The organism is Enterobacter sp. EC_64, from assembly GCF_019584165.1.
Classification (GTDB): Bacteria; Pseudomonadota; Gammaproteobacteria; order Enterobacterales; family Enterobacteriaceae; genus Enterobacter; species Enterobacter roggenkampii.
The window spans coordinates 1-18,992 of record NZ_VDAS01000018.1 but is presented as its reverse complement, the minus strand read 5'-3'; the positions used below and the strand labels follow the sequence as shown (position 1 = coordinate 18,992).

General features: G+C 59.6%; 19 protein-coding genes. 15 read left to right on the top strand and 4 right to left on the bottom strand.

Features of this window, described 5'->3' with window-relative positions; genetic code table 11:
* Positions 1–55 precede the first annotated feature (55 nt).
* Both tynA and paaZ read right to left on the bottom strand, forming a co-directional pair.
* Positions 56–2,329 carry a primary-amine oxidase gene (gene tynA, locus FHC52_RS15205; protein ID WP_063616968.1) on the bottom strand — a complete coding sequence of 758 codons (2,274 nt, stop codon included), beginning with the start codon at positions 2,327–2,329 and terminating at the stop codon, positions 56–58.
* A 205-nt stretch (positions 2,330–2,534) separates the two neighbouring features.
* On the bottom strand, positions 2,535–4,574 hold the full coding sequence (paaZ, locus tag FHC52_RS15200) for a phenylacetic acid degradation bifunctional protein PaaZ (protein WP_063616969.1): 2,040 nt from the start codon (positions 4,572–4,574) through the stop codon (positions 2,535–2,537).
* Positions 4,575–4,861: 287 nt separating this feature from the next.
* Between paaZ and paaA the strand changes: the two genes are divergently transcribed.
* The 13 genes from paaA to paaY all read left to right on the top strand — a co-directional run bounded on the left by paaA (position 4,862) and on the right by paaY (position 16,022).
* Complete coding sequence (paaA, locus tag FHC52_RS15195; RefSeq protein WP_063616970.1) at positions 4,862–5,791, top strand: 1,2-phenylacetyl-CoA epoxidase subunit PaaA; 930 nt, start codon at positions 4,862–4,864, stop codon at positions 5,789–5,791.
* A 12-nt stretch (positions 5,792–5,803) separates the two neighbouring features.
* Positions 5,804–6,091 (top strand): 1,2-phenylacetyl-CoA epoxidase subunit PaaB, encoded by a 288-nt coding sequence (gene paaB, locus FHC52_RS15190; protein ID WP_008502380.1) that lies wholly within the window; start codon positions 5,804–5,806, stop codon positions 6,089–6,091.
* A gap of 8 nt (positions 6,092–6,099) precedes the next feature.
* Positions 6,100–6,846 carry a 1,2-phenylacetyl-CoA epoxidase subunit PaaC gene (gene paaC / locus FHC52_RS15185; protein WP_063616971.1) on the top strand — a complete coding sequence of 249 codons (747 nt, stop codon included), beginning with the start codon at positions 6,100–6,102 and terminating at the stop codon, positions 6,844–6,846.
* 11 nt (positions 6,847–6,857) lie between these two features.
* Positions 6,858–7,355, top strand: coding sequence for a 1,2-phenylacetyl-CoA epoxidase subunit PaaD (paaD, locus tag FHC52_RS15180; RefSeq protein ID WP_008502378.1), 498 nt, complete (start codon positions 6,858–6,860; stop codon positions 7,353–7,355).
* Positions 7,356–7,362: 7 nt separating this feature from the next.
* Positions 7,363–8,433, top strand: coding sequence for a 1,2-phenylacetyl-CoA epoxidase subunit PaaE (gene paaE, locus FHC52_RS15175; RefSeq protein WP_063616972.1), 1,071 nt, complete (start codon positions 7,363–7,365; stop codon positions 8,431–8,433).
* Entirely contained in the window at positions 8,430–9,197 is a 768-nt protein-coding gene (paaF, locus tag FHC52_RS15170) for a 2,3-dehydroadipyl-CoA hydratase PaaF (protein WP_045416146.1), read from the top strand. The genes paaE and paaF overlap by 4 nt, the downstream gene beginning before the upstream one ends.
* Positions 9,197–9,985 (top strand): 2-(1,2-epoxy-1,2-dihydrophenyl)acetyl-CoA isomerase PaaG, encoded by a 789-nt coding sequence (gene paaG, locus FHC52_RS15165; RefSeq protein ID WP_032623001.1) that lies wholly within the window; start codon positions 9,197–9,199, stop codon positions 9,983–9,985. Before paaF ends, paaG begins: the two co-directional genes overlap by 1 nt.
* Before the next feature lies 1 nt (position 9,986).
* Positions 9,987–11,411: a 3-hydroxyacyl-CoA dehydrogenase PaaH gene (paaH, locus tag FHC52_RS15160; RefSeq protein ID WP_063616973.1), complete on the top strand. Its 1,425-nt coding sequence runs from the start codon at positions 9,987–9,989 to the stop codon at positions 11,409–11,411.
* Positions 11,401–11,823, top strand: coding sequence for a hydroxyphenylacetyl-CoA thioesterase PaaI (gene paaI / locus FHC52_RS15155; protein WP_062935615.1), 423 nt, complete (start codon positions 11,401–11,403; stop codon positions 11,821–11,823). Before paaH ends, paaI begins: the two co-directional genes overlap by 11 nt.
* Positions 11,823–13,028, top strand: coding sequence for a 3-oxoadipyl-CoA thiolase (pcaF, locus tag FHC52_RS15150; RefSeq protein WP_063616974.1), 1,206 nt, complete (start codon positions 11,823–11,825; stop codon positions 13,026–13,028). Before paaI ends, pcaF begins: the two co-directional genes overlap by 1 nt.
* A gap of 27 nt (positions 13,029–13,055) precedes the next feature.
* Positions 13,056–14,372 (top strand): phenylacetate--CoA ligase PaaK, encoded by a 1,317-nt coding sequence (gene paaK / locus FHC52_RS15145; protein WP_023327374.1) that lies wholly within the window; start codon positions 13,056–13,058, stop codon positions 14,370–14,372.
* Positions 14,373–14,474: 102 nt separating this feature from the next.
* The gene (gene paaX, locus FHC52_RS15140) at positions 14,475–15,410 is read left to right on the top strand and encodes a phenylacetic acid degradation operon negative regulatory protein PaaX (protein ID WP_063616975.1); all 936 of its coding nucleotides are present in this window, start codon (positions 14,475–14,477) and stop codon (positions 15,408–15,410) included.
* Between the two features lie 9 nt (positions 15,411–15,419).
* The gene (paaY, locus tag FHC52_RS15135; RefSeq protein ID WP_045335928.1) at positions 15,420–16,022 is read left to right on the top strand and encodes a phenylacetic acid degradation protein PaaY; all 603 of its coding nucleotides are present in this window, start codon (positions 15,420–15,422) and stop codon (positions 16,020–16,022) included.
* Here the strand turns inward: paaY and FHC52_RS15130 are convergent.
* Complete coding sequence (locus tag FHC52_RS15130) at positions 15,925–17,196, bottom strand: serine hydrolase (RefSeq protein ID WP_220420131.1); 1,272 nt, start codon at positions 17,194–17,196, stop codon at positions 15,925–15,927. The two genes, paaY and FHC52_RS15130, sit on opposite strands and share 98 nt — an antisense overlap.
* Before the next feature lie 136 nt (positions 17,197–17,332).
* Here FHC52_RS15130 and FHC52_RS15125 point away from each other — a divergent pair, with 136 nt between their 5' ends.
* The gene (locus FHC52_RS15125) at positions 17,333–17,815 is read left to right on the top strand and encodes a glutathione peroxidase (RefSeq protein ID WP_021241340.1); all 483 of its coding nucleotides are present in this window, start codon (positions 17,333–17,335) and stop codon (positions 17,813–17,815) included.
* An 89-nt stretch (positions 17,816–17,904) separates the two neighbouring features.
* Here FHC52_RS15125 and FHC52_RS15120 read toward each other — a convergent pair whose 3' ends face one another.
* Positions 17,905–18,804, bottom strand: a complete 900-nt coding sequence (locus FHC52_RS15120) for a LysR family transcriptional regulator (protein ID WP_220420130.1) — start codon at positions 18,802–18,804, stop codon at positions 17,905–17,907.
* A gap of 128 nt (positions 18,805–18,932) precedes the next feature.
* Between FHC52_RS15120 and FHC52_RS23045 the strand changes: the two genes are divergently transcribed.
* Positions 18,933–18,992 (top strand): IS1 family transposase (locus FHC52_RS23045; protein WP_131646547.1); only part of this gene is annotated, 60 nt, incomplete at its 3' end.

The window sequence follows — 18,992 nt, the reverse complement described above, 5'->3', positions numbered from 1 at the left end:
AGGACGATCCTCAAACGCCAGGGCAAAAAAAACCGGGCAATTGCCCGGTGGATGGTTATTTTTCGTCTTTTTTCTTTCCGAGCGTTGGCGTCTCGTCGAAGAAGTTCCACGGTTTAAGCAGGGTATGCACCCATTCCGTTGGCATAATCGGCCACTCTTCCGCACGCGCCACGTGGGTGGTGCCGGTGGTCATCCAGACCACGTCATCCTGATCGTTGAGCGACTCGTTATCCTTGCTGTACTGCCCCAGGCCGGTGTCGTGCACGGAGCGGTTAGGGAATTTCCCTTCCGGGTAGAGCTCATCCGGGTGGTAGCGGGTCACCCACAGCTGTTTGTCCATAAAGCTCAGGCGATGGTAAATCCACTCGTCCGGGGCAAATTTCGCGCCGGTTGCCACCGGGTGCGTGCCCCCCGCGTAAGGGATGATCTGGTACGAAACCGGGTTGCCCATGCGGTTCTCTTTACGGGTGTTGCTCAGCAGGCGAATCGTGCCCGGGTCGAACTTCTGCGCTGCCTGCTGCTCGGTATCAATATCGTATTGATTGATCTGCATGGTGCTGGTGCGCGGGCCACCGGCGGTATTCGGCTTCACTTCCGGATCCATCGCCACCAGCTTGTTGTTGATGCCGTCCACGTCCATATCAAGACGGAAGTTGTAGATGTGCTGGTGCGTGGTGCCCACGATGTTGTGGTCGATCAGCGTGCCGTATTTTGTATCATCTTTGGCGGTGGCGTCGTGCATGGTTTTCGCCTGAACGCCTTTCACCGCCTCGATACCCGTCGCGCCGGCGTCAATGCCGATGGTGCCATTTTCATGGAACACCCAGTCGAAGATGTAATCGTAGTTGCCCACGGTACTCACCCAGCGCACCACCAGTTCGCGGCGCTCGGTGCTGACGTTAGGCTGGCCCATCTCCTGATGCTTATATTCCGGCCCCGCGTAGCGTTCGAAAATCGCAATCGCGCGCGGGATCTCCATCGGCGCGCCGGTGTAGTCCGGGATAGTTTCGTTGAGCATCACCGCGTTGGACGGCACGTCTTTCCCGCGCACCAGCGGCGAGGTCAGGGTGCCCATGCCGTAGTCGCCGGAATCAAGATAGGCCTTGAAGTACCAGCCCACGTCCGGATCGCCGTAAGGAACGATCATGCCGCCGAGCGACCCCTGATACATAATCTGGCGTTTTTTGCCGTTGTCGTTATACGTGACGGTTGAAATCATCGGGCCGACGCGGGAGTCCAGGCTCAGGTGGAAATCCCAGTTCTGCCAGTGCACCATATCGCCGGTAATGGTGTAGTTCTTGCCTTCCGGCTCAATGATGTCGAGCGGTTTTTTTGGCGTCTCTATACGGTCGCGGCCATCGTAGGGGCGCGGCGTCATCGGAACCGGAACAACGGCACCTTCCTCAATCTTCTGGATTTTCTTCTGCTCAAGATCGACCACGGCCACCAGGTTTTCAATCGGGTGCGCCCAGTAGTTGCCGTCGCCGACGTCGAGATAGCTCACCACCTTCAGCAGGCGGTCTTCCTGCTTCAGGCCATCTTTACCGTCGAAATAGCCGACGGTCAGCGGCGTGGTAATCACTTTTTTCGGGTCGGTGATGCCGTGTTTTTTAAGCACCTCGGCAAACTCCGTGCTGTCGTTGATGATCTGCTGCACCGCGGTGAAATCATCCAGCAGCACCATGCCGTGCGCATCTTTCACCGGCTCCCAGCGCAGGATTTTTTTATCCTTCAGATCCACCACGCTTTCGATAACGTGCTTGCCATCGAGCATTACAATCTTTGCCTGACGCGGGGCATCCACAGCCGTACCGTTAAGCACAAAGTCCCACACTTTGGCTTTCTCTGGCTCAGCAAGGGCAATCTGGGTAAAGCGGGTATTCGGTTTAAAATCCGTCGAGGCTTTGACAATCTCAACGGCTTGCTTAATTTCGTCCGCCGTCAGCGCGTTCAGCGGGTGAGGGCGTTTTTCAACCTGGAAAGTCTGGTCAAGACCGGACTGGAAAACATCATTGATGAAGCTGTCAGAGATAAAGGCTTTCTTGCCTTTCATCACCACCGGCACCTCGAGCTTGAGGGTTTTCCCGTTGACGATGGCGGTTTTGGCACCCGGTTTGACCTTCACAAAGGCGCCGTCTTTCGCAATGGTGAACATCTGTGCGTAATCATCCCACTGCACGTCCGCACCAAAGTCCTGCAGCGTTTTGTCCATCGGGACCATATGCGCCTCGCTGCCGTGGGCGAAAACAGGGGATTGCCAGGCGCAACACAGCGCAACGGCCATAGCCAGCGCCGTTCTACGGGCAGAAAAAGAAGAATTGCTTCCCATCGTAGACCTCATCTTGTTGTGTTTATAGTGTTGTGACAGCCCTATCCTGACAGGCGCCTGAGAAAAGCGTTTGCCTGCATCTGCCAGATTATTTGCCAGTCTTGCCAGGTTAAAAAAAGAGCGGGGCGATGTCACACCCCGGCTGGTCGTCGTAGGCCGGGTAAGCATCGCGCCACCCGGCAGGAAAGGCGGTGAAGGGAAGGTGTCAGAAATCCCCCTGCTGGCGCGCCACCAGCGTCAGGATGGAGTAGAGCGCCACGGCCTGCTGGTGCTGGTTGAAGATCTCAACCGCCCATTCCACCACGCCGGTTGGTTTTTCCTCGGCACTGCGTTGTTTCTTCAGCGTTTTACGCTTGCAGGTCAGACGCACCTGAATGGTATCGCCCGGTTTAACCGGCTCGATAAAGCGCAGGTTTTCCATGCCGTAGTTGGCAATGACAGGCCCAACGCCCGCATCAACGAACAGCCCTGCCGCGGCGGAAATCAGGAAGTAGCCGTGCACCACGCGCTCGCCAAAGATCGACTCTGCCGCGCCGATCTTGTCCATATGGGCGTAAAAGTGGTCGCCGCTCAGGCAGGCAAAATTCACGATGTCCGCTTCCGTCAGGGTGCGGCGCGGCGTCAGCAGGCTGTCGCCCGGCTGCAGCTCCTCAAAGTATTTACGGAACGGATGCACGCGATCTTCCTGCACCGCTGCGCCACGCATCCATTGCTTGCCGATGGCGGCCAGCATGGTCGGACTGCCCTGAATGGCCGTGCGCTGCATATAGTGTTTGACCGCACGCAGGCCGCCCAGCTCCTCGCCGCCACCCGCACGTCCGGGACCGCCGTGCACTAGCTGTGGCAGCGGGGAACCGTGGCCGGTGGATTCTTTCGAGGCTTCCTCGTTGAGGATCTGAATACGCCCGTGGGCGCGCGCCGCGCCGAGAATAAACTGGCGGGCAATGTCCAGGTCTGCGGTAACCAGCGTGCCCGCCAGGCTGCCGCCGCCCGCGCGGGCAAGCTGCATTGCGTGCTGTGCGTTGCGATACGGCATCAGCGTCGCAACCGGGCCAAAAGCTTCGGTTGAGTGCACTGCCGGAGTTTCATCCGGCTGCGGGCAGAACAGCAGGGTCGGCGGGAAGAACGCGCCCGCGGCCTGCAAATCCGCTTTGCCGCCCAGACGGACCTGGCAGCCTGCGGCGATCAGGTGATCCACTTTCTCCTGCACGTCCGCGCGCTGTTTGGCGTTGACCAGCGCGCCCATCTTTACTCCTTCCTGCGCCGGGTCGCCCACCGCCACCTTTTCCAGGCGGGCAATCAGCGCCTGGCTCACGGCGTCAATCTGGCTCTGCGGGACGATAATGCGGCGGATGGCCGTACATTTCTGCCCGGCTTTGGCGGTCATCTCGCGCACCACTTCCCGAATGAACAGGGCGAACTCCGGCTGCTCCGGCGTGACGTCTTCTCCCAGCACGCAGCAGTTCAGGGAGTCGGCTTCCATCGTGAACGGAATGGCATTCGCCACAATATTCGGGTGCACGCGCAGGCTTTGCCCGGTGCTGGCGGAGCCGGTAAAGGTGACCACGTCCTGGCTGTCGAGCTGGTCGAGCAGATCCCCCGCGCCGCCGCAGATCAGGCTGATGGCACCGTCCGGCACCAGCCCGCTGTCGACGATGGATTTCACCATCGCCTGCGTCACCTGCGCGGTGGCGGTAGCGGGTTTGATGATGGCGGGCATGCCCGCAAGCCAGGTCGGGGCCAGTTTTTCCAGCATTCCCCAGCAGGGGAAGTTAAAGGCGTTGATGTGCACCGCCACGCCGGACTTCGAGGTCAGAACGTGGCGCGCGGCAAAGCCGCCCTCTTTCGACAGCGGGATCGGCTCGTCTTCCGGCCACACGGTGTCATCCGGCAGCTCGCGGCTGCCCAGGCTGGCGTAAGTGAAGAGGGTGCCGATGCCGCCTTCGATATCGACCCAGCTGTCTGCTTTCGTCGCCCCGGTCTGGGCGGACAGAGCATAAAACGTCTCTTTCTCGCTAAGCAGATGCTTTGCCACCGCCTTCAGCATGGCCGCGCGTTCGATAAAGGTCATCGCGTGAAGCGCTTCGCCGCCGCGCTCAATCGCATAGCGACGGGCGGCCGCCATGTCCAGCCCTTCGCTGGTCACGCTCCACAGCGCTTCGCCACTGATGGCGTGATGAATAGTGCGTTCGCGGCCCCGGCCAGACTGCCAGGTGCCGGACAAGAAGCTGGCTAACTGCTGCATCGCTTATCTCCAAATGTTACGTGGTTTGCCCATTAATAGTTTGATCGTGAATCATAAAAATCAAGCCGAGTTTTTAATGAATTGTTAACGATGTGATCTGGATGGATGAATCAGAGAATACCAAGGCCCGCTTATCAAGGCTTGCAGTAAAAGCCTTGCGAGCAGCATCACAAAACAAACAAACAATTCTTGGGGTTATATTTAACCTTTGTGTAACTTTTAAAAAAACAAAGTGATTCAACATTACGCTTTAATTTGCAAACTAACGAATCATAAAAGGTGATGACGTGACGCAAGAACAACGGTTTGAGCAGCGCATAGCGCAGGAGACGGCGATTGAGCCTCAGGACTGGATGCCTGACGCCTACCGTAAGACGTTGATCCGCCAGATTGGCCAGCATGCGCACTCCGAAATTGTCGGCATGCTGCCGGAAGGGAACTGGATCGCCCGCGCCCCGACGCTGCGCCGTAAGGCGATCCTGCTGGCGAAGGTGCAGGACGAAGCCGGACACGGGCTTTACCTCTACAGCGCGGCGGAAACGCTGGGCTGCGCGCGGGAAGACATCTACCAGAAGATGCTCGACGGCAAGATGAAATACTCCTCCATCTTCAACTATCCGACCCTGAGCTGGGCCGATATCGGCGTGATCGGCTGGCTGGTGGACGGCGCCGCCATCGTCAACCAGGTGGCGCTGTGCCGCACCTCCTACGGTCCGTATGCCCGCGCGATGGTGAAAATCTGTAAAGAAGAGAGCTTCCACCAGCGTCAGGGCTTTGAAGCCTGCATGGCGCTGGCGCAGGGCAGCGAGGCTCAGCGCCAGATGCTGCAGGACGCCATCAACCGCTTCTGGTGGCCGGCGCTGATGATGTTCGGGCCGAACGACGACAATTCGCCGAACAGCGCCCGCAGCCTGGCGTGGAAAATCAAACGCTTTGGCAACGACGAGTTGCGCCAGCGCTTTGTCGACAACACGGTGCCGCAGGTGGAGATGCTGGGCATGACGGTGCCCGATCCCGATCTGCGTTTTGATGAAGAGAGCGGTCATTATCGCTTCGGCGAGATCGACTGGCAGGAGTTTGACGAGGTCATTAACGGGCGCGGCATCTGCAACCACGAACGCCTGGCCGCGAAACGTAAAGCCTGGGAAGAGGGCGCGTGGGTGCGGGAAGCCGCGCTGGCGCACGCCGAAAAACAACGCGCCCGTCAGGCCGCTTAAGAGGAAATAACCATGAGCAATGTCTACTGGCCGCTGTACGAAGTGTTCGTACGCAGCAAACAGGGGTTGTCCCACCGTCACGTGGGCAGCCTGCATGCCGCCGACGATCGCATGGCGCTGGAAAATGCGCGTGATGCCTATACCCGCCGCAGCGAAGGGTGTTCTATCTGGGTGGTGAAGGCGAGCGAGATTGTCGCCTCCCAGCCGGAAGAGCGCGGCGAGTTCTTCGACCCGGCAGAAAGCAAGGTTTACCGCCATCCGACGTTCTACACCATCCCCGACGGCATCGAGCATATGTGAGGCAAAGAATGAACTCAGTGACTGCCTATGCCCTGCGTCTGGGCGACAACGGTCTGGTGCTCTCCCAGCGTCTCGGCGCCTGGTGCGGCCACGCGCCGGAGCTGGAGATCGATCTCGCGCTCGCCAATATCGCTCTCGACCTGCTGGGACAGGCGCGCAATTTCCTGACCTATGCCGCGCAGCGGGAAGGCCAGGGCGATGAAGACACGCTGGCGTATGGCCGCGATGAGCGCCAGTTCCGCAATGTCCTGCTGGTGGAGCAGCCGAACGGCAGCTTCGCCGACACGATTGCCCGCCAGTACCTGATGGATGCCTGGAACGTGGCGCTGTATGAACGCCTGACCCAAAGCCGCGACGGCCAGCTTGCCGCCATTGCCGCCAAAGCGATTAAAGAGGCGCGCTACCACCTGCGCTTCAGCCGCGGCTGGCTGGTGCGTCTGGGCGACGGGACCGAAACGTCCGCGCAAAAAATGCAGCAGGCCATCGACAGCCTGTGGCGTTTTACGGCCGAGCTGTTTGAAGCCGATGACGTCGAGCGGGAGCTGATTGAGTCCGGCGTGGCGGTTGACCCGCGCCTCCTGAGTCAGCCGTGGGAAAGCGAAGTGTATGCCGGTCTGAATGAAGCCTGCCTGCAGGTGCCCGCCGAGGTGGCGTACCGCACCGGGGGCAAGCAGGGGCTGCATACCGAACATCTGGGCCCGATGCTGGCGGAAATGCAGTATCTCCAGCGCGCGTATCCCGGTCAGCAGTGGTAAAGGAGAACGTTATGCAACGCCTCGTCGACATCGCGCCCGCGCAAATTCCGCAGATCTGGGCGCTGTTAAGCCAGATCCCGGACCCGGAAGTGCCGGTGTTAACCATCACCGATTTAGGCATGGTGCGCAGCGTGAAGGCGCAGGGGGAAGGCTGGGTCATCGGCTTCACGCCCACCTACTCGGGCTGCCCGGCGACGGAACACCTGCTGGGGGCGATCCGCGAGGCGATGACCGCGCACGGCTTTACCCCGGTGCACATTGTGCTCCAGCTTGAACCCGCCTGGACCACCGACTGGATGACCCCCGACGCGCGCGAGCGCCTGCGGGCGTACGGCATCAGTCCGCCGGTGGGGCATAGCTGTCACGCGCACGCCCCGGTGGAGGTGAGCTGCCCGCGCTGCGCCAGCACCGACACCGCGCTTATCAGTGAATTTGGCTCGACGGCCTGCAAAGCGCTCTACCGCTGCAATTCCTGCCGTGAGCCCTTCGACTATTTCAAATGTATTTGAGGCTGCCATGACAACGTTTCATTCATTAACAGTGGCAAAAGTGGAACCCGAAACCCGCGACGCGGTGACCATCACCTTTGCGGTGCCGCAGGCCCTGCAGGAGGCCTACCGCTTCCGTCCCGGCCAGCACCTGACGTTAAAAACGACGCTTGGCGGGGACGAGCTGCGCCGCTGCTACTCCATCTGCCGGAGTACTGCCCCGGGCGAAATCAGCGTGGCGGTCAAAGCGATTGAGGGCGGGCGCTTCTCCCGCTATGCCCGGGATGAGATCAAAGCGGGCATGGCGCTGGAGGTGATGGTTCCTCAGGGGCAGTTTGGCTACCAGCCCCGGGCCGAACGCGAAGGCCACTACCTGGCGATTGCGGCAGGCTCCGGGATCACCCCGATGCTGGCGATTATCTCCGCGACGCTTGCGACCGAACCGAACAGCCATTTCACCCTGATCTACGGCAACCGCAGCAGCCAGAGCATGATGTTCCGCCAGGCGCTGGCGGACCTGAAGGACAAATACCCGCAGCGGCTGCAGCTGCTCTCCATCTTCAGCCAGGAGCGGCTGGACAGCGACCTGCTCTATGGCCGCATCGACGGGGAAAAGCTGCAGGCGCTGGCGAAAACCCTGATCAACTTCCGCCAGTATGACGAGGCGTTTATCTGCGGCCCGTCTGCCATGATGGACGACGCGGAAGCCACGCTGAAGGCGCTGGGGATGCCGGAGAAATCCATTCACCTTGAGCGCTTTAACACCTCCGGAATCACCGTTAAGCGCGCGGCGCACGTGCAGGCAGAAGGACAGAAAGTGACCGTTCGCCAGGACGGGCGCGACCGTGAAATCACCCTGACGGCGGAGGACGAAAGCATTCTGGATGCCGCCCTGCGTCAGGGAGCGGATCTGCCGTATGCCTGCAAGGGCGGCGTCTGCGCCACCTGTAAATGCAAAGTGCTGCGCGGGAAGGTGGACATGGCGACCAACTACAGCCTGGAGCCGGACGAGCTGGCCGCCGGGTATGTGCTGAGCTGCCAGTCGCTGCCGTTAACCGCGGACGTAATTGTCGACTTTGACGCGAAGGGGATGGCATGAGCGAACTGATTGTTACCCGTCATGGCCGCGTGCTGCAGCTGACGCTGAACCGTCCGGCGGCGCGCAACGCCCTCAACAACGCGCTGTTGACCCAGCTTGCGGAACAGCTTGAGGCCGCCGCTGTGGATGCCGACATCGCCGTCTGCGTGATTTACGGCAGCGAGCGCTGCTTTGCCGCCGGGGCCGATCTCAACGAAATGGCGGAGAAAGACCTGCCTGCCACTCTGAACGATATTCGCCCGCAGCTGTGGGCGCGAATCAACGCGTTTCCTAAACCGCTGATCGCCGCCGTGAATGGCTTCGCGCTGGGCGCGGGCTGCGAGCTGGCGCTGCTGTGCGACGTGGTTATCGCTGGCGACAACGCCCGTTTCGGCCTGCCGGAAATCACGCTCGGCATCATGCCCGGCGCGGGCGGCACCCAGCGTCTTATCCGCAGCGTCGGTAAATCCCTGGCCAGCAAAATGGTGCTGACCGGCGAGAGCATTTCCGCCGGGCAGGCGCTGAGCGCCGGGCTGGTGAGCGACGTTTTCCCGGCGGCGCTGACGCTGGAGTATGCCCTGAAGCAGGCGGCCCTGATGGCGCGCCACTCCCCGCTGGCGCTGCAGGCGGCGAAGCAGGCGCTGCGCCAGTCCCAGGAAGTGCCGCTCCAGGCCGGTCTGGCCCAGGAGCGCCAGCTGTTTACGCTGCTTTCTGCCACCGAAGACCGCCGGGAAGGTATCGACGCCTTCCTACAAAAACGCACTCCCGACTTTAAAGGACGCTAATTGTGGAATTTATTCTCAGTCATGTAGAACAGGGCGTGATGACCCTTACGCTGAACCGTCCGGAGCGTCTGAACAGCTTTAACGACGTGATGCACCAGCAGCTGGCCGAGTGCCTGAAACAGGCCGAGCGCGATGACACCGTTCGCTGCCTGCTGCTCACCGGCGCAGGACGCGGTTTCTGTGCCGGTCAGGACCTGAACGACCGCAACGTCGACCCCAACGGCCCTGCGCCGGATCTGGGCATGTCCGTGGAAACCTTCTACAACCCGCTGGTGCGCCGCCTGGCAAAGCTGCCGAAGCCGGTCATCTGTGCCGTTAACGGCGTAGCGGCGGGCGCTGGCGCCACGCTGGCGCTCGGCTGCGACATGGTGATTGCGGCGCGCTCCGCCAGCTTTGTGATGGCCTTCAGCAAGCTCGGTCTGGTGCCGGACTGCGGCGGCACCTGGCTGCTGCCACGCGTGGCCGGACGCGCCCGCGCCATGGGGCTGGCGCTGCTCGGCGACAAGCTCAGCGCTGAACAGGCGCAGGCGTGGGGGATGATCTGGCAGGTGGTGGATGACGAACAGCTCTCCGCTACGGCGCAGCAGATGGCCCTGCATTTTGCGTCGCAGCCGACCTTCGGGCTGGGGCTGATCAAGCAGGCCATCAATGCCGCGGAAACCAACACCCTGGACGCCCAGCTCGATCTCGAGCGCGACTATCAGCGCCTGGCCGGGCGCAGCGATGACTACCGCGAGGGCGTCAGCGCCTTCCTGGCGAAGCGCGCGCCGAACTTTACGGGGAAATAAGATGCTGAACATACGGACTGTCGCCGTGATCGGCAGCGGCACGATGGGCGCAGGGATTGCCGAAGTCGCCGCCAGCCATGGTCATCAGGTGCTGATCTACGACATCTCCAGCGATGCGATATCGCGCGCCATCGACGGGATCCGCCAGCGTCTGGCCTCCCGGGTAACGCGGGGAAAACTCTCTGCCGATGCCGGGAGCCAGATCCTTGCCCGGCTGGTTCCCGTCACGGATATCGAGGCGCTCTCCGCGGCCGATCTGGTGATTGAAGCGGCCTCAGAGCGGCTGGAGGTGAAAAAGGCGCTGTTTGCGCAGCTGGCTGAGATCTGCCCGCCGCAGACGGTGCTGACCAGCAATACCTCTTCCATCTCCGTCACGGCGATTGCGGCGGACGTCCACCACCCGGAGCGGGTCGCAGGGCTGCACTTCTTTAACCCGGCGCCGGTGATGAAGCTGGTGGAGGTGGTCAGCGGGCTGGCGACCTCTCCGGAAGTGGCCGACGCGCTGTGCGAGCTGGCGCTGAACTGGGGCAAACAGCCCGTTCGCTGCCAGTCCACGCCGGGGTTCATCGTCAACCGCGTCGCCCGTCCGTTCTATTCCGAGGCCTGGCGCGCGCTGGAAGAACAGGTCGCGCCGCCGGAGGTGATTGACGCCGCCCTGCGCGAAGGCGGCGGCTTCCCGATGGGGCCGCTGGAGCTGACCGACATGATCGGTCAGGACGTGAACTTTGCGGTGACCTGCTCGGTCTTTAACGCCTTCTGGCAGGAGCGCCGTTTTCTGCCTTCGCTGGTTCAGCAGGAGCTGGTGCTGGCAGGCAGGCTGGGCAAAAAGAGCGGGAAGGGCGTTTACGACTGGCAGGGTGACAAACCCGACGTGCAGTGGGTCAAGGCGGTTAACGACAGCTATAGCCCGATGCGCGTGGAAAAAAGGCGTGACAGTGTCACAGAAATTGATGATGTGTACCTGATTGAAACGCAGGGGGAGACCGCGCAGGCGCTGGCGCTGCGGCTCAACGGCCCGGTGGTGGTGGTAGACCGCATCGAGCGTGACGTGGCGGTCATTGCCGCCGCGGCCAGCAACCCGCATACCGCGACGCAAAAAGCCATTCACTACCTGCAGCAGCAGGGGCTCCGGGTGGTGCAAATTGCCGATTATCCCGGCCTGCTGATCTGGCGAACGCTGGCGATGATTGCCAACGAGGCGCTGGATGCCCTGCAAAAAGGGGTCGCCAGCGAGAAGGACATTGATACCGCCATGCGCCTGGGCGTGAACTACCCGAGCGGGCCGATCGCCTGGGGCGAGCGCCTGGGCTGGCAGCGCCTGCTGACACTGCTGGAGAACCTGCAGCGTCATTACGGCGAAGAGCGCTATCGCCCCTGTTCACTGCTGCGCCAGCGCGCGCTTCTGGAGAGTAGCTATGAGTCATAACGCCTGGCATAACGCCCGCACCATGTACGAACGGGACGCCTGCGCGCAGGCGATGGGGATGGACATTGTCGAGATGGACGAGGGCTACGCGGTGGTAACCATGACCATCACCCCTCAGATGCTGAACGGCCACAAAACCTGCCACGGCGGACAGCTGTTTTCGCTGGCAGACACCGCTTTTGCCTACGCCTGCAACAGCCAGGGGCTGGCGGCGGTAGCCTCCGGCTGCTCGATTGACTTTCTGCGTCCGGGCTTTGCCGGGGACACGCTCACCGCCACCGCGCGGGTGAAGCATCAGGGCAGGCTGACCGGCGTGTATGACATTGAAATTCACAACCAACAACAGAAAACCGTCGCCCTTTTTCGCGGAAAATCTCACCGCATTGGCGGCAGCGTGACAGGAGAGGCCTGATGCGTGACGCATTTATTTGTGATGGCGTTCGAACCCCGGTGGGCCGCTACGGCGGGGCGCTTTCCGCTGTTCGAACTGACGATCTCGGCGCCGTGCCGCTGCGCGCGCTGCTGGCCCGCTACCCGCAGCTCGACCTGGAGCGGCTTGACGACGTGATTTTCGGCTGCGCCAACCAGGCGGGTGAAGATAACCGCAACGTGGCGCGCATGTCGTTGCTGCTGGCCGGTCTGCCGCAGACGGTCTCCGGCACAACGATCAACCGCCTGTGCGGGTCCGGGCTGGACGCGATTGGTTTTGCCGCGCGCGCCATTAAGGCGGGCGACGGCGACCTGCTGATTGCGGGCGGGGTGGAGTCGATGTCCCGCGCGCCGTTTGTGATGGGCAAAGCCACCGCGGCGTTTCAGCGACAGGCGGAGATCTTCGATACCACCATCGGCTGGCGATTTGTGAATCCGCTCATGCATCAGCAATTCGGAACTGACAGTATGCCGGAAACGGCAGAGAATGTAGCTGAATTGTTAAATATCAGCCGTGCCGATCAGGACGCGTTCGCGCTGCGCAGCCAGCAGCGCACCGCGCAGGCGCAGCAGAACGGCATTCTGGCGCAGGAGATTGTCCCGGTGCCGGTGCCGGGCAAAAAAGGGACGGTTACGGCGTTCAGCGTGGATGAACATCCGCGCGCCGACACCACGCTCGAACAGCTTGCCGGTCTGAAAACGCCGTTCCGTAAGAACGGGGTGGTCACGGCGGGCAATGCCTCCGGGGTCAACGACGGCGCGGCGGCGCTGATTGTCGCCAGCGAGAAGATGGCGCTGGCGCAGGGGGTAGTCCCGCGCACGCGGATCGTGGCGATGGCGACGGCGGGCGTGGAGCCACGTCTGATGGGGCTCGGCCCGGTACCGGCCACCCGCAGGGTGCTGGAGCGCGCCGGACTCGGTATTCTCGATATGGACGTCATCGAGCTTAATGAAGCTTTCGCCGCGCAGGCGCTGGGCGTGCTGCGTCAGCTGGGCCTGCCGGATGATGCCGCGCACGTTAACCCGAACGGTGGCGCGATTGCGCTGGGCCACCCGCTGGGCATGAGCGGCGCCAGGCTGGCGCTGGCCGCGAGTAACGAACTGCACCGACGCGGCGGGCGCTACGCGCTGTGTACGATGTGCATCGGTGTGGGTCAGGGCATTGCCATGATCCTTGAGCGTGTTTGAGCATAAAAACAATGTGAGTACCCTACAATGACAAATACAACAAAGCTTGATCCGATTGAAACGGCCTCCCTTGACGAGTTACAGGCGCTGCAGACCGCGCGTCTGAAATGGACGCTGCATCACGCCTATAACAACGTGCCGATGTACAAACGCAAGTTTGATGCCGCGGGCGTTCATCCTGACGATTTCAACGAGCTGGCGGATATCCGTAAGTTCCCGTGCACCACCAAGCAGGACCTGCGGGATAACTACCCGTTCGATACCTTTGCCGTGCCGATGGAGCAGGTGGTGCGCATTCACGCGTCATCCGGCACCACCGGCAAGCCGACCGTTGTCGGCTACACTCAGGGCGACATCGACAACTGGGCCAATCTGGTGGCCCGCTCCCTGCGCGCGGCGGGCGGCAGCGCGAAGGACAAAATACACGTGGCCTATGGCTACGGCCTGTTTACCGGCGGGCTGGGGGCGCACTACGGGGCCGAGCGCTTAGGCGCGACGGTGATCCCGATGTCCGGCGGCCAGACGGAGAAACAGGCGCAGCTGATCCGCGATTTCCAGCCGGACATGATCATGGTGACGCCATCCTACTGTCTCAACCTGATTGAGGAGCTGGAGCGCCAGATGGGCGGCGATGCCAGCGGCTGTTCCCTGCGCGTGGGCGTCTTCGGCGCCGAGCCGTGGACGCAGGCCATGCGCCGCGAAATTGAAAAACGCTTAGGTATTACGGCCCTGGACATCTATGGCCTCTCCGAAGTGATGGGGCCGGGCGTGGCGATGGAGTGTATCGAAACCGTCGACGGCCCGACCATCTGGGAAGATCATTTCTACCCGGAGATCGTTAACCCGAACGACGGCACGCCGCTGGATGACGGCCAGCAGGGCGAACTGCTGTTCACCACGCTGACCAAAGAGGCGCTGCCGGTGATCCGCTACCGCACCCGCGACCTGACGCGCCTGCTCCCGGCAACCGCGCGCAGCATGCGCCGTATGGACCGCATCAGCGGCCGCAGCGACGATATGCTGATTATTCGCGGCGTCAACGTCTTCCCGTCGCAGCTGGAGGAAGAGATTGTGAAGTTCGAACATCTCTCTCCGCACTACCAGCTGGAGGTGAACCGTCGCGGACATCTTGATTCACTTTCCGTGAAGGTGGAGCTGAAAGAGAGCAGCCTGACGCTGACGCACGAGCAGCGTTGCCAGGTGTGCCACCAGCTGCGCCACCGCATTAAATCGATGGTGGGGATTTCCACCGACGTGACGATCGTGAACTGCGGCAGCATCCCGCGCTCGGAGGGGAAAGCCTGCCGGGTGTTTGACCTGCGTAAAGTTGCGGCCAACGGCTAAGTTTCCTCTCACCCCGGCCCTCTTCCAAAGGGAGAGGGTTAGGGTGAGGGGCTATCCCTGAATCCTATGCTATGATTCATCCAGGACAAAAATAACAACAGAATGAATCACATGAATAAACTCGACGCCTTTATCCAGCACGCGGTCAGCTCCGTTCCCGTCAGCGGGACCTCGCTTATCTCCTCGCTATACGGTGACGCGCTTTCCCATCGCGGCGGTGAGATTTGGCTCGGCAGCCTGGCTGCCTTACTGGAAGGCATGGGGTTTGGCGAACGGTTCGTGCGTACCGCGCTGTTTCGCCTCAACAAAGAGGGCTGGCTGGACGTCTCGCGCATCGGGCGACGCAGCTTTTACCGCCTGAGCGATAAGGGGCTGCGCCTGACGCGTCGCGCGGAGAATAAGATCTACCGCGCGGAACTGCCCGCCTGGGACGGCAAATGGTTACTGCTGCTCTCCGAGGGGCTGGATAAAACCACCCTGGCCGACGTTAAAAAGCAGCTGATCTGGCAGGGGTTTGGCACGCTGGCGCCGAGCCTGATGGCCTCGCCGTCGCAGCATCTGGCGGACGTGCAGTCCCTGCTTCACGATGCCGGCGTGGCCGAAAACGTGATTTTTTTTGAAGCCTACTCGCCGCTGGCGCTCTCGCGTGCCGCGCTGCGTTCACGCGTAGAAGAGTGCTGGCAGTTAACCGAGCAAAACGCGATGTACGAGTCGTTTATCAGCTCGTTCCGGCCGCTGCTGCCGCTGCTGAAAGAGGCCGCGCCGGAGGAGCTGACGCCGGAACGCTGCTTCCAGATCCAGCTGCTGCTGATTCACTTTTATCGTCGCGTGGTGCTGAAGGACCCGCTGCTGCCGGAAGAGTTACTGCCTGCGCACTGGGCGGGGCAAAGCGCCCGACAGCTCTGCATAAATATCTATCAGCGTGTCGCGCCGGGAGCGCTGGCGTTTGTCAGCGAGAAGGGCGAAACCTCTGTCGGCGAACTGCCCGTGCCCGGCACGCTCTACTATCAACGCTTCGGTGGTCTTACAAGCGCATAAGGAGGGAAGATGCCTGTTTATCAAATTGACGGCCTGACGCCGGTCGTGCCTGACGAGAGCTACGTTCACCCAACGGCGGTGCTCATTGGCGACGTGATTCTGGGCAAAGGCGTGTATGTCGGTCCCAATGCCAGCCTGCGCGGTGATTTTGGCCGTATCGTGGTGAAAGACGGGGCGAACATTCAGGATAACTGCGTGATGCACGGCTTCCCGGAGCAGGACACGGTGGTGGAAGAGGACGGGCACATCGGCCACAGCGCCATTCTTCACGGCTGCGTGATCCGCCGCAATGCGCTGGTGGGCATGAACGCGGTGGTGATGGACGGGGCGGTCATTGGTGAAAACAGCATCGTCGGCGCGGCGGCGTTCGTGAAGGCGAAAGCGGAGATGCCCGCCAACCATCTGATTATCGGCAGCCCGGCCAAAGCGATCCGTGAGCTGAGCGAGCAGGAGCTGGCCTGGAAGCAGCAGGGCACGCGGGAGTATCAGGTGCTGGTGGAGCGCTGCAAGCTCACTATGCACCAGGTTGAGCCGCTGCGCGAGGTTGAGCCTGAACGGAAACGGCTGACGTTTGACGAGAATTTGAGGCCGAAGTCGGCGAACCAGGGGTAAGGCCGTCTTTTTTCGCCATATCCATCAATAGCGCAATGCCAATGTAATTACTCCAGTTAAAGGTATTTTGCAGCACTACCACCGCATTGCCTCTTTCTTTGTCATAACCGATAAAGCTGGAGTAGCCGCCGATATAGCCGACCTGATAGGTGATTTTTTCCAGACCGATAAAGTCGGTGGTCCAGGCAATACCCTGTACCCCGTCGGGACGTTGAATATCGGTATTTCTCACTTCGGCAAAGACGCTGTCCAGCAGGGGATTGTGGGTCGTTGAGACGTGATAGCGGGCGTAGGTCGCCAGATCTTCGGCGTTACTGTATAGGCTCGCTGCCGCCACCATGTTGTTGGAAAAATGCCAGTCCGGAGTGATTTGCCCGCGCGGGATAAATTTCGGCTGATCGCCCGCGTGGCCAAGCGCACGCTGGGGGTACCCTTTTAGCTGCCGGGGCGTAAAGCTGCTGTTAGCCATTTGCAGCGGATGGAAAATATAGCGCGAGGCTAAACTCTGGATATCTTCGCCGGTTTTGTGCTTCAGGATGTAGCCGATCAGGGCGTAGCCGGTATTGGAGTATTGCGGCACTTTATTCTTTGGCGCTCGCCAGTCGGCGAGGTAGAGCAGCACGTTATCGCTATCCAGCTCACCGTAGAAATTATCGCCGGTGCTTAAGTAGCTGATGAATTTTCCAAGCATCGGAACATCCATATTCTGACGCGGAAGGCCGGAGGTGTGGGTTACCAGTTCAAGTAGGGTGATTTTTTGTGCATCCGCGCTAAGCGCCGTCCCCGGCGGAAGCAATGTCGCCAGGCTATCGTTCCAGTTCAGTTGCCCTTCATTCACCAGACAAGCCACTACTTCTGCCGTGATCCCTTTGCTGAGTGAGCCGAGCGCAAACAGGGTGTCGGTCCTGATCGGATAGCGATTGACCGCATCGGTTACGCCCCAGGTGTAAAACTGCGGTGAGCCGTGATTATGGATCACCGCGACCGTCATCCCGGGAACGGATTTTTGCGCCATGTAGTGACGCACCACGCTGTCAACGTCGCCATCCAGCGAATCATGAGTGAGAAGTTCCTGAGTGCCTTCCGGGGAGGACATTTGCGAGAGCGTGCCACAACCGCTGAGGAGTGGCAGAGTAAGCAGAAGCCAGCGAAATTTTTTTGTTATGTTCTGCATACCTGATAGCGAGTGTGGTGGTCATGGCGCGCCAGGAATGTATCACAAATAGCCTGCTTGAATGTAAACTTTCTACACGGTGACGGCCCTGCGGGTGGTCACCATGACTTTTCGGCCAGCTTTGAGGGATATTAGTATGACTCGCTTTTATCAACTTACCGCCACCCGTCTGGATGGGCAACTTATCTCTATTGCCGACTATGCGGGTAAGGTGGTTCTGGTTGTTAATACGGCCAGCCAGTGCGGCTTTACGCCACAGTATGCGGGGCTTGAAGCACTGTACAAAAAATACGCCGATCAAGGGCTGGTGGTGCTTGGCTTCCCCTGCAATCAGTTCGGTAAGCAGGAACCTGGCGGTGCCGACGACATCTCAAAGACCTGTTACATTAACTACGGCGTCAGCTTTCCCATGTTCGAGAAAGTCGAGGTCAACGGTGCCGCAGCACATCCGATTTTTCGTTATCTGAAAGACGAATTGCCCGGCGTGCTGGGTGGGCGGATCAAGTGGAACTTTACCAAGTTCCTTGTCGGGCGTGACGGTAAACCCCTCAAGCGCTTTGCACCGATGACTACGCCCGAGAAAATGGAGGGGGCAATTGTTGCGGCACTGGGAAGGTGAGTGTTTTTGTCGCCAGAGCCATCCGTTTGTTGGGGATAGCCGATATTCTGATGTCCGCTCTGTGCCAGATGCGGACGTCGAGGAGAATGTTATTTTGATGCGAAATATTTGCGTAATATTTTTTCTAATAACGAGAAAACGACCGTCACCCTTTTGGGAGTAATCAGCTGGTAAGGCCGATATAAATAAAATTGCCATTTCTCCTGTCGCAGTTCTGGCAATGGGGGAACAAGTTGGCCGCTTGCTAAGTACTCCCTACAGATAAAGTCGCTGGACTGTACAACCGTTCTCCCGGCCAATGCAGCCTGAATTTCGGCATATGGATCTGTAGTATAAAACTCAATATGACGAGGGACAAAAGTATTTACTGCGTCACTCATAAACTCAAATGATTTTCCCGTTTCAGGATTAATTAAACCACTAAATGGATAACGCTGTCGAAGATCTTCTAAATCAGTAGGTGCTCCCAGTCGCTCAATAAGTTCAGGGGATGCAACCAAAATATGTTCAACTTGTCCGATATTTTTAATGATAAAGTTTGGATTAGGTTCTCGCCCTACGCGTATACCTATATCGATACGATGCTCAATAGTATCAAGTTCCATCATATCTAAACGCCAGTCGATAAATAACTCAGGATAGGGGCGTAGTGCTGTCAATAGTTCATACAAGATTTGTTCATGATTTGGAAATCGAAGTAATGTGATACGAACAATACCCTTCATTTCATTATCATCTTTCGCTGTCTGAAAAAGTTTTTCAGAATCTTCAAGCAGTCGCTTCGCTTGGGGTAAAAATAGTTCGCCGAAACTGGTGAGAAAGATCGAACGCGTATTGCGTTTGAATAAAGGTTCACCAAGTTGTTTCTCCAGCTCAGCGACTGTTCGGGTTACTACTGATGGTGAAACCGACAGCTTGATGGCTGCTTCGCGGAAGTTCAAGGTCTCAGAGGCGATGATAAAAAATTTTAGAGCGTCAAGTTTGTCCATGATTATTGTGAAATCTGCAATAATGTATTTTGATAATAGCAATTAATTTGCAACTATTCCAGCCATATAATAGGGTAATGGTGCCAACTTACTGATTTAGTGTATGATGGTGTTTTTGAGGTGCTCCAGTGGCTTCTGTTTCTATCAGCTGTCCCTCCTGTTCAGCTACTGAAGGCGTGGTGCGTAAC

Excerpts from the sequence above, each read along its gene's own strand:
- paaF (WP_045416146.1), top strand. The coding sequence starts at position 8,430 with ATGAGCGAACTGATTGTTACCCGTCATGGCCGCGTGCTGCAGCTGACG.
- tynA (WP_063616968.1), bottom strand. The coding sequence starts at position 2,329 with ATGGGAAGCAATTCTTCTTTTTCTGCCCGTAGAACGGCGCTGGCTATG.
- pcaF (WP_063616974.1), top strand. The coding sequence starts at position 11,823 with ATGCGTGACGCATTTATTTGTGATGGCGTTCGAACCCCGGTGGGCCGC.
- paaD (WP_008502378.1), top strand. The coding sequence starts at position 6,858 with ATGCAACGCCTCGTCGACATCGCGCCCGCGCAAATTCCGCAGATCTGG.
- paaE (WP_063616972.1), top strand. The coding sequence starts at position 7,363 with ATGACAACGTTTCATTCATTAACAGTGGCAAAAGTGGAACCCGAAACC.
- paaK (WP_023327374.1), top strand. The coding sequence starts at position 13,056 with ATGACAAATACAACAAAGCTTGATCCGATTGAAACGGCCTCCCTTGAC.
- paaI (WP_062935615.1), top strand. The coding sequence starts at position 11,401 with ATGAGTCATAACGCCTGGCATAACGCCCGCACCATGTACGAACGGGAC.
- paaH (WP_063616973.1), top strand. The coding sequence starts at position 9,987 with ATGCTGAACATACGGACTGTCGCCGTGATCGGCAGCGGCACGATGGGC.
- FHC52_RS15125 (WP_021241340.1), top strand. The coding sequence starts at position 17,333 with ATGACTCGCTTTTATCAACTTACCGCCACCCGTCTGGATGGGCAACTT.
- paaZ (WP_063616969.1), bottom strand. The coding sequence starts at position 4,574 with ATGCAGCAGTTAGCCAGCTTCTTGTCCGGCACCTGGCAGTCTGGCCGG.
- paaC (WP_063616971.1), top strand. The coding sequence starts at position 6,100 with ATGAACTCAGTGACTGCCTATGCCCTGCGTCTGGGCGACAACGGTCTG.
- FHC52_RS15130 (WP_220420131.1), bottom strand. The coding sequence starts at position 17,196 with ATGCAGAACATAACAAAAAAATTTCGCTGGCTTCTGCTTACTCTGCCA.
- paaY (WP_045335928.1), top strand. The coding sequence starts at position 15,420 with ATGCCTGTTTATCAAATTGACGGCCTGACGCCGGTCGTGCCTGACGAG.
- paaB (WP_008502380.1), top strand. The coding sequence starts at position 5,804 with ATGAGCAATGTCTACTGGCCGCTGTACGAAGTGTTCGTACGCAGCAAA.
- FHC52_RS15120 (WP_220420130.1), bottom strand. The coding sequence starts at position 18,804 with ATGGACAAACTTGACGCTCTAAAATTTTTTATCATCGCCTCTGAGACC.
- paaX (WP_063616975.1), top strand. The coding sequence starts at position 14,475 with ATGAATCACATGAATAAACTCGACGCCTTTATCCAGCACGCGGTCAGC.